The 14,384-nt window shown below is 41.1% G+C and carries 10 protein-coding genes; 3 read left to right on the top strand and 7 right to left on the bottom strand.

Translation table 11 applies throughout. The features are described 5' to 3' along the window. Positions 1-100: 100 nt before the first annotated feature. From MN200_RS01210 to MN200_RS01185, 6 genes are all read right to left on the bottom strand, one after another. The gene (locus MN200_RS01210) at positions 101-1,192 is read right to left on the bottom strand and encodes a cation diffusion facilitator family transporter (protein WP_008942234.1); all 1,092 of its coding nucleotides are present in this window, start codon (positions 1,190-1,192) and stop codon (positions 101-103) included. Positions 1,193-1,208: 16 nt separating this feature from the next. Next, entirely contained in the window at positions 1,209-1,751 is a 543-nt protein-coding gene (locus tag MN200_RS01205) for an ester cyclase (protein WP_023270948.1), read from the bottom strand. A 7-nt stretch (positions 1,752-1,758) separates the two neighbouring features. After that, the gene (locus tag MN200_RS01200; RefSeq protein WP_008942232.1) at positions 1,759-2,142 is read right to left on the bottom strand and encodes a hypothetical protein; all 384 of its coding nucleotides are present in this window, start codon (positions 2,140-2,142) and stop codon (positions 1,759-1,761) included. Positions 2,143-2,218: 76 nt separating this feature from the next. Beyond that, complete coding sequence (locus tag MN200_RS01195) at positions 2,219-3,700, bottom strand: efflux transporter outer membrane subunit (protein WP_008942231.1); 1,482 nt, start codon at positions 3,698-3,700, stop codon at positions 2,219-2,221. Continuing rightward, entirely contained in the window at positions 3,697-6,861 is a 3,165-nt protein-coding gene (locus tag MN200_RS01190) for an efflux RND transporter permease subunit (RefSeq protein ID WP_008942230.1), read from the bottom strand. Before MN200_RS01190 ends, MN200_RS01195 begins: the two co-directional genes overlap by 4 nt. A gap of 3 nt (positions 6,862-6,864) precedes the next feature. Then, positions 6,865-8,046 carry an efflux RND transporter periplasmic adaptor subunit gene (locus MN200_RS01185; RefSeq protein WP_023187985.1) on the bottom strand — a complete coding sequence of 394 codons (1,182 nt, stop codon included), beginning with the start codon at positions 8,044-8,046 and terminating at the stop codon, positions 6,865-6,867. A gap of 450 nt (positions 8,047-8,496) precedes the next feature. On the opposite strand from MN200_RS01185, the gene MN200_RS01180 reads away from it, so the two are divergent. After that, the gene (locus tag MN200_RS01180) at positions 8,497-9,501 is read left to right on the top strand and encodes a cation diffusion facilitator family transporter (RefSeq protein WP_023187986.1); all 1,005 of its coding nucleotides are present in this window, start codon (positions 8,497-8,499) and stop codon (positions 9,499-9,501) included. A gap of 40 nt (positions 9,502-9,541) precedes the next feature. Beyond that, positions 9,542-11,230, top strand: coding sequence for a hypothetical protein (locus MN200_RS01175; RefSeq protein WP_023187987.1), 1,689 nt, complete (start codon positions 9,542-9,544; stop codon positions 11,228-11,230). Between the two features lie 224 nt (positions 11,231-11,454). Here MN200_RS01175 and MN200_RS01170 read toward each other — a convergent pair whose 3' ends face one another. Continuing rightward, complete coding sequence (locus MN200_RS01170; RefSeq protein WP_023187988.1) at positions 11,455-11,769, bottom strand: metalloregulator ArsR/SmtB family transcription factor; 315 nt, start codon at positions 11,767-11,769, stop codon at positions 11,455-11,457. A 120-nt stretch (positions 11,770-11,889) separates the two neighbouring features. On the opposite strand from MN200_RS01170, the gene MN200_RS01165 reads away from it, so the two are divergent. After that, entirely contained in the window at positions 11,890-14,376 is a 2,487-nt protein-coding gene (locus MN200_RS01165) for a heavy metal translocating P-type ATPase (protein ID WP_242759930.1), read from the top strand. Positions 14,377-14,384: the final 8 nt, after the last annotated feature.

The following is a 14,384-nucleotide window of genomic DNA, read 5'->3' as shown; positions in this document are numbered from 1 at the left end:
AATTATATATAGTTTAATGGCACTTTTAAGTGCCATTAAACTTGGGTACCACTTGTGATTAGATAAGCACCTATATTAGGAATATTTAACCTTTTTAAACTCAGTGTTCTGAATCCTTTGGTATATTTTCAATAATGCAATGATGAATATCATCGTGATTGTTGAGTGATGTTTCAGCCTGAATAGTGACATGCTCAATACCTAGATTTTGTATGACATTCTCCAGATCATGTAAGAGTATCTGCACTTCCTGCATACTCATTTCTTCACTCACAACAATATGGCAGGATAAAATATAACGTTTACTTGTCAGACTCCATATATGTAAATCATGTACACCCTGAATTCGCTGGTCTTGAAGAATGGTTTCTTTGATTTCTGCCAAGTCAAATTTTTCTGGTGTACCCTGCATTAAAACATGCGAAGCCTTTACTACAACTGAATATCCACTGCGAAGAACAAGTATTGCAACTAGAACACTGGCTAAAGTATCTGCCCAGGCCCATCCAAAGAAGTAGATACATAGCGCAGCAGCAATTGCGCCAATAGAACCTAACAAATCACTGAGTACATGCAGGTAAGCACCTCGCATATTCAAGTCGTGTTCGGTATCACTACCTTTAAAAATCATTACTGCAACAATGATATTAATCAGCAATCCAATACTAGCAACGATCAACATCCCTTGTACTTCAATATGTTGTGGTTGCTGAAACCGTAGAATTGCCTCAATAAAGATATACAGTGCGATACCAACCAGTGTAATACCATTCAATGCAGCAGCCAGTATTTCAAAGCGTTGATAGCCGTATGTTTTATTTTTGGTAATCTGTTTTTGACCGATGAAGACTGCTGCAAGTGCAATACCAAGTGCAACAGAGTCACTCAGCATGTGACCGGCATCTGAAATCAAGGCCAAACTATTGGTAATAAAACCACCTATAAATTCCACTACCATAAAAATGGTAATCAGTAAAAAGCTTATGGTCAGAATTTTTTTATTACTTGGGATATGGCTGTGGTCATGATCGTGGTCGTGATCATGACCACCATGACCATGATGGTGTCCTGAGTGATCATGGTTGTGCTTATGGGTGTTACCATGACTATGCTTATGCCCAGAATGATCATGGTTATGATCATGTTCAGAGTGGTTATGTTTGTGATCTTGTGTATGGTTGTGCGAAGACATTTTATAGCACTCCTGATTATGGCTCTAACTGACTACGCAATGGATGATTGTTGTAGTAATCACCGATGTATATAATCTTATTATTTTTAACCTCAAAAAATGAAGCACCTTTAAAAGTGATTACTTTTGCGTCTTTTTTACCAGACTGGTCTTTTTTATTGAGGGTTCCCTGAAGCTGCCATTCGACAGCAACCTTATCACCAACAATGAGTGGCGGGGATGTAAGCGTCATCTTCCGATCAGGAATGACTGTTAATAAAAACTTGGGTACCTCAATTACAGATGCTGTACCTTTACGGTTTTCTTCATTACTTGTATTGAAATACTCAACATTCGTGTCAAGAACTTTAGTCAGGTCATCTGGCTGCGTACCATTCCAGATATTAAGATAGCTCTCCACGGTTTCCAAAGCTGTATTGATCGGTGCTTTTGCATGCGAAATTGAAGCTAATCCTAACGTCATAAGAATGAGTAAGAATGTCATGAAAAAAGGCTTTGATTTTTTCCCTTGACCATCAACATCTTGCTTCAATTGATTGATATAAATAGTGTTCATCATATTCACCTTAGACTTGAATAAGTTCATCCACAATCCGTTCGGCGTCTTCCCTGGTATTGACGATTTCATAAGGAATGCCAAATGCCTTTACAGCCATTTCCGTCATCTTTCTGATGGCAACTCTTTTTTCCTGATCAGGTTCAATGCAGATAATTGCCTTACATAACTGATTAAGTTCATCTTTATGGTTTTTAAGCCAAAGACCACGTTGTTTAAAGTCTTCAGGTGTTTCTTGCATTGATAATTGATCATAAACAATCACAAACGGACTGCTCATTTCCAAGAATTCCTGCATTTCCAACTGCCATTGAGGTGAATAACCTGGAACTGCCTGATCTTGCTTAAACTCAACAAATGGGAAGTTTTCTATATCATGGATAATAAATTTCATTTATATGACCTCATATTCTGTTTCATCTTGTCAGGAATTCATCTCTTTCCATCAAAAGATGAATTCCATCGATGTGCTATTTCAAAGATTTACGTTCAATCTGTACGGTATGTTCATTCCAGCCTCCACCTAATGCCTTGTAGAGGTTGACCTGATTATTCAGGCGTTCCAGGCGGGTCTGTATAAGTGCCTGCTGAGATGCATACAGAGTTCGTTGTGAGTCGAGGACTGCGAGATAATTATCTTCACCAGCATCAAAACGTAAGGTTGCCAACTTATGGGCATCCTGGCTGGCCGCAATCATTTGCTGCTGCGATTTGATCTGTTCATCTAGTGTGGACTTGCCAGCCAGCCCATCAGCAACTTCACGAAAAGCTGTTTGAATAGATTTGTCATAGTTGATGACTTCAATCTGCTTCATGATGTGTGAGCGATCCAGATTTGCCTGATTTAAACCTGCATTAAATATGGGCAAGTTAATCTTGGGCATAAAACTCCATGCACCTGTACCTGCATTAAATAGATTATCCAGACTGGAACTTGCCGTACCCGCCGAACCCGTTAGGGTAATGGATGGAAAAAATGCTGCACGGGCTGCTCCAATGTTTGCATTCGCAGCCTGAAGCTTATGTTCTGCGGCACGAATGTCTGGACGACGTTGAAGTAGATCCGATGGCAAACCAACTGGTATATCCTGCATAACAACCTGATCAGGAATTTTGGGGGACTGGTCCAATTGGGCCGCCAATTCCTGTGTTAATGGTGAACCCAGAAGTAACACCAGAGCATTACGATCCTGTGCAGTAATACGCAAGAATTTTGCATAATTGGTTTGTGCGGTGCGCAGTCCTATTTCAGCTTGACGTAAATCAAATCGGGTTGCATTACCAACATCAACAAGTTTCCTGGTCAAGTCATAGGATTTCTGCTGTGTCGCCAAAGTCGCCTTGGTTAAACCTAACGTTTCCTGATCGGCCTTATAGACCAGATAAGCATTAGCAACTGCGGATACCAGACTTAACTGTGATGCTGTCTGGACCTCTTTAGAAGCCAAATAGTTCTGTAAAGCCTGATCACTCAGACTGCGTACTCGGCCCCATAAATCGACTTCCCATGCGACCGAAGTAACACCAACCTGATACATGCGGGGGTTATAAGCAAGATCAGACGGTAAACGCTGACTGGCTGACTCTGCGGTAACACCCACATGCGGTAAACGGTCAGCACGACGAATACGATACTGTGCTTCTATCGCCTCAACATTTAAAGCTGTCACCTTAAAATCATGATTGTTTTTCAATGCATGATCGATGAGTTGGAGTAAGACAGGATCGGTATAAAAGTCACGCCAGCCAATATCGGCTGCGACTGTTTGCTTTCCATTGTTCACTTGCAGCCCTGGATAAGCCTCTCCTGTTGGATAGTGTTCCGACACAGGAGAGACAGGTCGCTCATATATGGGTGCCATTGAACATCCTGCAAGAATAGTGGCAGTGGTTAGTACACTCATTTTCTTGAGGAAGGTGTATCGGTTTAAATGAAGTGTTAAATTTTTCATTTTGAACCCTCCTGTACCAGTGCTTTGGCCTGTTCTCTACGCAGAATAAAATTACGAATGACGACATAGAAAATGGGTGTAAACAGCAAACCAAAGATTGTCACGCCCAGCATTCCAGAGAAAACAGCGATACCCATGGCATGACGCATTTCTGCACCAGCACCTGTGGCTAATACCAGTGGTATCACACCAGCAATAAATGCAATTGAGGTCATTAGAATCGGGCGTAATCTTAATCGGGCTGCTTCAAGTACTGCATCAAAAGGATTCAAACCCTCATCCTCTTTGGCTCGGGCAAACTCCACAATTAAGATGGCATTTTTTGCAGCAAGTCCCACCAGAACAACAAAGCCAATCTGGGTAAAGATGTTGTTATCACTACCAGTTACCCAAACACCTACAATCGCAGATAACAAGGCCATTGGTGCAATAAGTAATACTGCAAAAGGCATTGACCAACTGTTGTATTGAGCTGCAAGGAAAAGGAACGCCAAAATAATTGCTAGAGCAAAAACCATGACCGCAGTATTGCCTGTATTCTTTTCCTGATAGACCAGATCGGTCCATTCATAGGTCATACCTTGTGGCAATGTTTCCTGCACAATTTTTTCAATTGCGGCAGTTGCCTGACCAGATGAATAACCTGATGCAGCGTTACCACTAATATCGGCTGATGGGAAACTGTTATAGTGCATAACACGATCAGGGCCAGAACTACGCTTAATCGTGACAAAGGTCGAAAGCGGAATCATGTCTCCCGCTGCATTTCTCACCTTTAACAGATTAATGTTCTCTGGTTGCATACGGAATGGGGAATCTGCCTGAGCAATTACACGATAAGTACGACCAAACCGATTAAAGTCATTGATATAGATTGACCCCAGATTGATTTGTAGTGTTTCAAAAATATCGGTCAGTGGTACACCTTGTGACTTCGCTTTTACACGGTCAATATCAACTTCAATCTGTGGAGCATTTGCCTGGAAACTCGCAAGCATACCGACAAGTTCAGGCGTCTGAGAGGCTTTCGCCATAATCTCGCCCTGTACACGTGCCAGTGTTTCAAAGCCTAAACCAGCCCGATCTTCAATTTGTAGCTTGAATCCGCCCATAGAACCTAAGCCAGGTACTGGTGGTGGTGGAAAGATGCCCGCAAATCCGTCAGGAATCTGACTGAATTTACCCATTAATTTTCCAGCAATTGCTCCTGCTGATAATGAGGGGTCCTGACGAGCCTCAAATGGATCAAGCATGGCAAACATCAAGGCAGAGTTTGGTACATTGACTGGACCACTTGGTGTAAAGCCTGGGAATGCCATGACGCTTTCCACACCAGGTTCATTCAGTGCAATTTCCGTCATCTGTTTAACTACAGCTTCTGTGCGGTCTAAAGATGCGCCTGTAGGTAACTGGGCGATACCAACTAGATAATACTTGTCCTGTGCAGGAACAAAGCCTTGCGGCACTTTGTTAAAACCTAACCAAGTTAGGCCAAGAAAACCTACATACAAAATCAGCATGATGGCACTTAAACGTACCCCCTTGCGGACTGCACCTACATATTTGTCCGATGCCTTATCAAAGAACCGATTGAATCCTCTAAAGAACCAACCAAATAAGCGTTCGGTTAAATCACGTTTTTTATTTCCAGCTTGATGTGGTTTAAGCAAGATACCTGCTAAAGCTGGTGAAAGTGTTAAAGAGTTGATTGCAGATAAGATGGTTGAAATCGCAATGGTCAAGGCAAATTGGCGATAGAACTCACCCTGCAATCCTGTAAGAAATGCCGATGGAATAAATACAGCAGATAAAACCGCAGTAATCGCGATAATTGGCCCTGTCACCTCAGACATTGCCTTACGGGCAGCTTCTTTTGGTGATTCGCCTAATGCAATATGCCGTTCTACGTTCTCCACCACCACAATTGCATCATCGACCACAATACCAATCGACAGTACCAGTCCAAATAAGGTCAATGTATTTAGGGAGAAGCCGAAATAATACATAATTGCAAACGTACCAATCAGTGAAACGGGAACGGCAATTAAAGGAATAATGGATGCACGCCATGTTTGCAGGAACAGGATGACAACAAGCACAACCAGTGCAATGGCTTCTAACAGAGTGGTAATGACTGATTTCAAAGAAGCTTTTACGAAAATATTTGGATCATAAGGAATTTTATAATCCACACCGTCAGGGAAGCTTTTCTTCAATTCTGCCATCGTTTCACGGACTTCACTTGAAACATCGAGTGCATTGGCACCTGGTGTCATAAAGATTTGTAAGGCAGATGTTGGCTTACCATCCAGTAAAGCTCGCATGGTATAAGCATCAGAACCCAGTTCAATTCGTGCAACATCTTTCAGGCGTGTGATTTGTCCAGTGTCACCAGCTTTAACCACGATTTCACTGAATTGCTCTTCAGTGGTTAAACGTCCCAGCGTATTAACAGTAACTTGATAGGCCGATGTTGTATTTGGTTGTTGACCAACAGAACCCGCAGCAACCTGCATGTTTTGTTCACGAATGGCTGCAACCACATCATTGGCGGTTAAACCACGGGCAGCCACTTTTTCAGGATCAATCCAGACACGCATCGAATATTCACCAGCACCACCAATCTCGATATTTCCAACACCTGGTAAACGTGCAAGCTCATCACGCACATTTAACAGTGCATAGTTGGACAAATATAGTGGATCATGATTCTTGTTGGATGACACCAAATTGATGACCATGAGAATATCGGGTGAGGTTTTTTCAGTGACCACACCAATGCGTTGAACTTCTTCAGGTAAGCGTGGCAATGCACGAGAAACCCTGTTTTGTACCTGTATCTGTGCTTTATCAGGGTCTGTACCCTGTTTAAAGGTGACGGTCAGTACCATCTTGCCATCGGCTGCGGTTTGAGAACTCATATACAACATGTTCTCAACACCGTTCACGGCTTGTTCCAGAGGGGAGGAAACCGTCTCGGCAATGATTTTGGGGTTGGCACCAGGATAACTTGCCATGACCTGTACAGTCGGTGGTGTAATGGCTGGATATTCACTCAATGGCAGTTTAAACAGTGATAAAGCACCGAGAATGACGATCAGCACAGAGATCACGACCGCAAATATTGGCCGATTAACAAAGAAATGAGGGAAATTCTTCATGGCTTATTTCCCCTGTGCGGCACTTTCAGTCGGAGTAGGCGTTTGCATTGGAACGATATTTGGCTTGACCTGCATTCCTGGGCGAACCAGCCCTTTAATAATGACTTTATCGCCAGTTTGCAGACCACTGCTAATAATCCGCAATCCATCAACGACCGAGCCAAGTGTTACAGGCCTAAATTCAACCGTATTATTCGAACCAAGAACCAGAACAAAATTATTGCCCTGATCTGTACCCACCGCCTGATCATCTATCAGAATGGTGGACTGTTTATTTCCAGTGGTCAGCTTAACTCTGGCAAACATACCTGGTGCTAATTCACCTGAATCATTGGTAATAGATGCCCTAACCCGTAGCGTCCCTGTACGCTGGTCAATTTGAGTACTTACAAAGTTTAATTTCCCTGTATAAGGATAAGTTTCTGTATTTGCCAATCCCATTTCGATTGGCAAGTTGAATTGTCCAGATTTATTTTGTCCCTTTAGATTGAGAAAGGTTTTTTCATCAAGGTCAAAATAAACATACAGCGGATTGACTGAAACGATGGTGGTTAAGGCTGTGGCATTGCCTGTATTTCCACCTGCAATCAAGTTACCACTGGTGACAAGAACACGGTCAATACGTCCTGAAATCGGTGCTGTAATATTGGTATAAGATAAATCCAGCTTCGCTGCACTGACGGCTGCCTGAGCCTCCTGTACTTGAGCCTGACGGTTATTTTTGGTTGCCAGTGCATCGTCATAAACCTTATTGGAGACGGCACCACTTTCGACCAGTTTATTTGCCCGGTTAAAATCCAGAACAGCCTGGCTATACTGAACCTCTGCTGCTTTCAGTCGTGCCTGGGCTGTCTTCAGAGCAACCTGAAAAGGTGCAGGATCAATTTTAAATAATACCTGTCCCTTACGAACATAACTGCCCTCAGGAACACTAACACTATTAATGACACCACCGACTCGGGACTTGATTTCAACGCTTTGTGGTGCCGATAAGTAGCCTGTATATTCGGCAGTTGGATTAAGTTCTTGTGTAATTACTTCCGCAACTGGAACCTGAGGAATAGGCATTTGAGCTGAACTAGCTTGTTGCTTGGGTTGATCCGATATATTTTTTGCTGTGTACAGCAGACCACCTGAGATAGCAATCACTACTGCTACAGCAACCGCTGTCATTCGTTTTTTCATGATATTCACCTTTTATGCAAAGCTACATCACTCTGGATAGGTTTCTGTAGCAGTTGCACACATGCTAATGTTTCCAATAATTGGAAGGTCAATAGGGTGATCTGAATAGATTATACAAATGAACATATATTTATATGAATTATTAAAAAGTGAATTTCTATAAGTTTAATAGTCCGTTTTTTCAGCTTTATAAAACATACCTCCGTCTATGGAAATTAAATTCATGCAATATCCCTCCAGTATTAGACTGTCAAATTATTCATTTTATCCTAAGTAGAAATTTCTCTTAGAATAAGTAAAAACAGTATTACTTTAGAAAATTTGATTCCCTATTAGCTCAAAAATGGCACATGCCATTGATTATATTAAAATTAATAAATTAAATTTGACAATTTTTACATATGAACATATATTCATATGTAAAAATATATACATGTTAGGTTTTTATACATGAGTAATCAACGCGATCACAATCATAAATGTCATGATCATTCGCATGAAGGTCATGATCATTCGCATGAAGGTCATGATCATTCACATGTTCCTGATGTGAGTAACGGAAACGAAAGAAAAATTCTGATTTCGTTTTTTATCATTTTCGGGTTCATGCTTGTAGAAGCCACTGGAGGAATCATCTCTGGTTCACTCGCACTTCTGGCTGATGCAGGGCATATGCTTACAGATGCCGTTGCCTTAGGTTTAGCTTATGCTGCCTTTCGTTTCGGTCGCCGCATTGCAGATAATTCAAAAACATTTGGATACATGCGATTCGAAGTTATTGCTGGCTTAATGAATTCTCTTACATTATTCGCAATCGTTGGATGGATTATTTATGAGGCTATTGAACGCTTTCAATCACCTCAACCTGTCATGGCAGGACCGATGTTTATCGTTGCTATTATAGGTATGCTCGTTAACTTATTTGTTTTATGGTACTTAACAAGAGGCGATACAGAACATGTCAATGTTAAAGGAGCTATTCTCCATGTAATGGGCGATTTACTCGGCTCTGTTGGAGCAATTATTGCTGCCATAGTGATTTGGTACACAGGCTGGACTCCTATCGATCCAATTTTATCTGTTCTAGTTTCTTTACTTGTACTACGCAGCGCATGGTCTTTATTTAAACGTACTCTTCATATTTTACTTGAGGGTGCTCCTGAGAATGCTAATGCCCAAGAGATCACTGAATATCTTTTGAAAAATGTAAGTGGTATTGAAAAAATTACCCATATACATATTTGGATGATTACATCAGGTAGATCTATGGCAACGTTGCATGTCAAACCCAAAGATGGAGTTGACCTCGCGACATTAACTCTCAACATTGAGAATGAGCTAAAATCCAAATTTTCTATTGAACATCCAACTATAGCCATTGATTGGCAAGGCAATAGTACTTGTAGCTTAGAAAACCCAACTCAAATTGATCCACACGCTGGACATAATCACTAACCTTAAATCTTTATTGTTATTCACTGATGAGGAGACTTTAATGTCTGATAAATACTACAATTTAGGAGATTACCAGCGTCAAATAACTACGTCATCTCCTGATACTCAACTTTGGTTTGATCGTGGCTTATTATGGACATATTGTTTCAATCCGAGTGAAGCCATAAATTGTTTTAAGAAAGCTCTAGAACATGATGCAAAATGCGCAATGGCTTATTGGGGCATCGCCTTTGCATCTGGTCCAAATTACAATAAAGCTTGGCATTTATTTGATCCTTCAGACTTACAGAATACCATTCCATATATTAATGAAATTATGGAACAAGCAAAGTTAGCAGCGACTCATAATGCGACACAATTTGAGAAAGATTTAATTGATGCCCTTGCTCCACGCTTTCCAAAACACGTGACTATAGATGAACAAGACTTTCATGAGCTGAATTTTGCATATGCTCAAGCTATGAGATCATTTTATGAAAAATATTCTAATGATCTTGATGCAGCTGCAATGTTTGCAGATGCACTCATGTGCTTGAGCCCTCGTAAATTGTGGGATTTAGATACCGGTGAAGCCATAGGTTTAGGTACAGTTGAAGCTAGAAACGTGCTTGAAGTTGCTTTCACTAAACCTGGGGCAAATCGTCATCCTGTAATTAATCATCTCTATATACATTTAATGGAAATGTCACCTTATCCTGAAGTTGCATTGCCAGCTGCTGATAACCTTCGTAATTTATCACCTGATGGGTCACATTTAGCCCATATGTCCACACATATTGATAATGCATGCGGAGATTGGCGTCGAGTGGTTTATTCTAATCTTGATGCAATCGCAGCCGATGAAAGATATTTTTCTAGAGAAAAGAATCCAGGTGGTTGGAATATCTTGTATCGCGTTCATAATTTAATGGTAGGTGCTTATGGTGCAATGATGGCAGGTAAATCACAGGAAGCGTTATTTATGGCTCATCGTATCAATGACATTTTAACACCCGAAGTACTACATATCACTACACCGCCAATGGCTAATTTAACTGAAAGCCATTGCACAACACTACCACATGTTATGATTAGATTTGGCATGTGGGAAGATATTCTGAAACTTGAGCTACCTAAAGATAAAGGTCTATATAGTTCCACAACCGCAATGATTCACTACGCAAAAGGCATAGCATTTGCTTCATTAAGAAGAGTTAAAGAGGCCGAAAAAGAAAGAGAGTCTTTTATAAAAGCAGTAGCTAATGTATCAGAAGAGCGCTTTAACTCTATACCTGTTAAAGAGGTCGAAGCTTTAAAAATTGCTGCCAAAATGATTCATGGCGAAATTGAGTATCGTAAAGGTAATACGAAAGAAGCATTCGCAATCTTGCGAGAAGGCATTAAATTAGAAGATGCTCTTCCTTATTGTGATCCTCCAGCTTGGTTACAACCAGTTCGGCATGCATTCTGCGCACTTAATATGGAACAAGGAAACTTTGAAGTAGCAGCCCAAGAATATCGGATTGAACTGGGGCTAGAAGGTGACCTTGGACGTCGCCGAATTCGCCCTAACAATGTATGGAGTCTTCATGGACTTTATGAGTGTTTAGCAAAACTAGGTCTAGAGAAAGAAGCTCGAGATATTTCGCTGCAACGTGATATAGCACTTGCCTCGGCTGATATTAATATTGAAGCATCCTGTTTCTGCCGATTAAGTGCATTTGAAGATAACACTACAAGTTGCTGTTAAAAACAGATAGCACTTTCCTCAAATAGATATCAAGGCATATAGCTAGACATTTCTTAATTATATGCCCTTGATCTTAACTTTTTGTAGATGATACTGATAACTTAAATAAATGCATGATATATTTCTTGTTTAGAGTAATAAAAATAAAGAATTCCTATAACCCTCTTTCCCCTTAAAGTTATTTAATTTAGATATTTTTGCAATACATTACGTACTACTATAAATTAGTGCTCCTCACTAATATGACTTGCCATATCTAATAAAACCTGACTAACATGTAAATCATCAATCTCATAAAATACTTGTTTAGATTGTCTTTCGCCTTTGACTAAACGAGCTGAACGCAATAAACGAAGATTATGACTGACTAAAGATTGGGATAAATCAAGAGCATCACTGATTTCACCTACTGAACTAGGCCCCCGCATACAAAAAAGTAGAATTTTAAGTCGTGAAGCATCACCTAATAGCCGAAATGTTTCAGCTAAAGACATAATCTCATCTTGAGATAATGGTATCGGGTGATTATTAAAATTCATACTAATACTTAAATTCCTATTATTTAGAAAATATATATGTTTACATATTCTACCCTTGACCTTCCCATAATGGCAAGGTTTATGCTCTTAATAATTGGGTAAGCACTATAGGTATATCTTATGGGAAAGGCAACAGATAAGCTTTCTAATAATATGAAAGTTACATTAAAAATTGAAGGGATGACATGTGCCAGCTGTGTTGGGCGTGTTGAAACAGCACTCAAAAAAGTTGATGGTGTACAGTCTGCCTCGGTCAATCTAGCGACAGAACGTGCAGATATTGTACTTGATCAGCCTGTGGATCGTCAGGTACTGGTTCATGCCATTGAACAATCAGGTTATGACGTGCCCGCAAATAATATTGAATTATCAATTAAAGGCATGACCTGTGCTAGTTGTGTAGGTCGTGTCGAAAAAGCCCTTAAAGCCGTTGCAGGTGTAAAAGAGGCCAATGTCAATCTTGCGACTGAGCGTGCAACGGTCAGTGGTTCAGCAAATGTCGATGACTTGATTACCGCAATTGATAAAGCTGGTTACGATGCCACAGAAATTCAAGCTTCTATTCCTGACCAGACAGAGCTGCTTGAGAAAAAAGATCAAGAACGTGCTGAACTTAAGCGTGATTTGATTCTTGCAACCCTATTGGTTTTGCCTGTATTTATTTTGGAAATGGGATCTCACCTTATCCCTGGTGTTCATCAACTGATTGATCAAACTATTGGGATGCAGAATAGCTGGTATTTACAATTCATCCTGACCACGTTGGTTTTAGTTATTCCAGGACGAAGATTCTATCTAAAAGGTTTGCCTGCATTACTCCGTTTAGCACCTGATATGAACTCGCTGGTTGCGGTTGGTACATTAGCAGCTTACCTATTTTCTATTGTTGCCACATTCATACCCAACATCCTTCCCACAGGAACGGTAAATGTATATTACGAAGCTGCTGCGGTGATTGTGGCATTAATCTTACTGGGTCGTTTTCTTGAAGCAAAAGCCAAAGGGCGAACATCTGAAGCAATCCAGCGTTTAGTCAGCTTACAGGCCAAAACTGCCCATGTTTTACGCGATGGCCAAATGGTAGATATTGCACTAGACCAAGTGGTTGCAGATGACATTATCATTGTGAAACCAGGTGAAAGAATCCCTGTCGATGGTCAAGTCACTGATGGAAAAAGTTTTGTTGATGAATCCATGATTACGGGTGAACCAATCCCTGTTGAGAAAGGCATCGGCAGTGATGTGGTAGGCGGCACCATTAACCAGAATGGCACGTTGACCTTTACCGCTGTGGCGGTGGGTGGCGAAACTATGCTGGCTCAAATCATTCGTTTGGTTGAGCAAGCACAGGGTTCTAAAATGCCGATTCAAGCTGTGGTGGATAAAGTTACCTTATGGTTTGTCCCTGCGGTGATGATTGCCGCAGTACTTACATTCCTAGTCTGGCTTATTTTTGGTCCATCACCAGCCTTAACCTTTGCGTTGGTTAATGCTGTGGCAGTGCTGATCATTGCCTGCCCGTGTGCAATGGGATTAGCGACACCAACCTCAATTATGGTGGGTACAGGTCGTGGTGCAGAGTTAGGAGTGTTGTTCCGTAAAGGTGAAGCCTTACAACTATTAAAAGATGCTAAAGTTGTTGCAGTTGATAAAACAGGGACGTTGACAGAGGGTCATCCTGTGCTGACTGACTTTGAAGTAACCCAATTGTTTGAGCGTGATTATGTTCTAGGCATGGTTGCGGCTGTCGAATCCCGTTCTGAACATCCGATTGCTAAAGCAATTGTTGATGCGGCAAAAAGTGAAAACCTAGCTCTACCTAAAGTCGATACCTTTGATTCAGTCACTGGTATGGGTGTCTATGCAACCATCAATGGTAATGAAAAAATCAATATTGGTGCAGACCGTTATATGGTTCAACTTGGTATTGATGTTGCTCCATTTGCTGTTACAGCTCAGCGTCTTGGTGATGAGGGTAAATCCCCTCTTTATGTTGCTGTCGATGGCGAACTAGCAGGAATTATTGCAGTTGCCGACCCAATCAAATCCACAACGCCAGCAGCGATTAAGGCTCTACACCAATTAGGGCTTAAGGTGGCAATGGTTACTGGTGACAATGTTCGTACTGCTCAAGCGATTGCCAAACAATTGGGTATTGATGAAGTGATTGCTGAAGTTTTACCAGAGGGTAAAGTTAGTGCGGTTAAAGAGCTGAAAGCAAAATATGGCCATATCGCTTTTGTGGGTGATGGTATTAACGATGCGCCAGCTTTGGCTGAAGCTGATGTGGGACTTGCGATTGGTACAGGTACAGATGTTGCAATTGAATCTGCCGATGTCGTGTTAATGTCAGGGAACTTACAAGGTGTTGCCAATGCGATTGCCTTGTCCAAAGCAACGATTGGTAATATTCATCAGAACTTATTCTGGGCATTTGCCTATAACACCATGTTGATTCCTGTTGCTGCTGGTATATTGTACCCAGCCTATGGAATACTGATGTCCCCAATCTTTGCAGCAGGTGCAATGGCTTTGTCCAGTGTATTTGTACTCGGTAATGCATTACGTTTACGTCGATTCCAGTCACCATCCGTCAGTCAAGGCTAAGGAGGATA

Source organism: Acinetobacter sp. LUNF3, from assembly GCF_022699605.1.
Lineage (GTDB): Bacteria > Pseudomonadota > Gammaproteobacteria > Pseudomonadales > Moraxellaceae > Acinetobacter > Acinetobacter johnsonii.
The sequence above is the reverse complement of the archived record's forward strand: the minus strand, read 5'-3'. Positions and strand labels throughout refer to the sequence as shown.

Coding starts and splice junctions, on each gene's coding strand:
- MN200_RS01210 (WP_008942234.1), bottom strand. CDS start 1,192: ATGTCTTCGCACAACCATACACAAGATCACAAACATAACCACTCTGAA.
- MN200_RS01205 (WP_023270948.1), bottom strand. CDS start 1,751: ATGATGAACACTATTTATATCAATCAATTGAAGCAAGATGTTGATGGT.
- MN200_RS01200 (WP_008942232.1), bottom strand. CDS start 2,142: ATGAAATTTATTATCCATGATATAGAAAACTTCCCATTTGTTGAGTTT.
- MN200_RS01195 (WP_008942231.1), bottom strand. CDS start 3,700: ATGAAAAATTTAACACTTCATTTAAACCGATACACCTTCCTCAAGAAA.
- MN200_RS01190 (WP_008942230.1), bottom strand. CDS start 6,861: ATGAAGAATTTCCCTCATTTCTTTGTTAATCGGCCAATATTTGCGGTC.
- MN200_RS01185 (WP_023187985.1), bottom strand. CDS start 8,046: ATGAAAAAACGAATGACAGCGGTTGCTGTAGCAGTAGTGATTGCTATC.
- MN200_RS01180 (WP_023187986.1), top strand. CDS start 8,497: ATGAGTAATCAACGCGATCACAATCATAAATGTCATGATCATTCGCAT.
- MN200_RS01175 (WP_023187987.1), top strand. CDS start 9,542: ATGTCTGATAAATACTACAATTTAGGAGATTACCAGCGTCAAATAACT.
- MN200_RS01170 (WP_023187988.1), bottom strand. CDS start 11,769: ATGAATTTTAATAATCACCCGATACCATTATCTCAAGATGAGATTATG.
- MN200_RS01165 (WP_242759930.1), top strand. CDS start 11,890: ATGGGAAAGGCAACAGATAAGCTTTCTAATAATATGAAAGTTACATTA.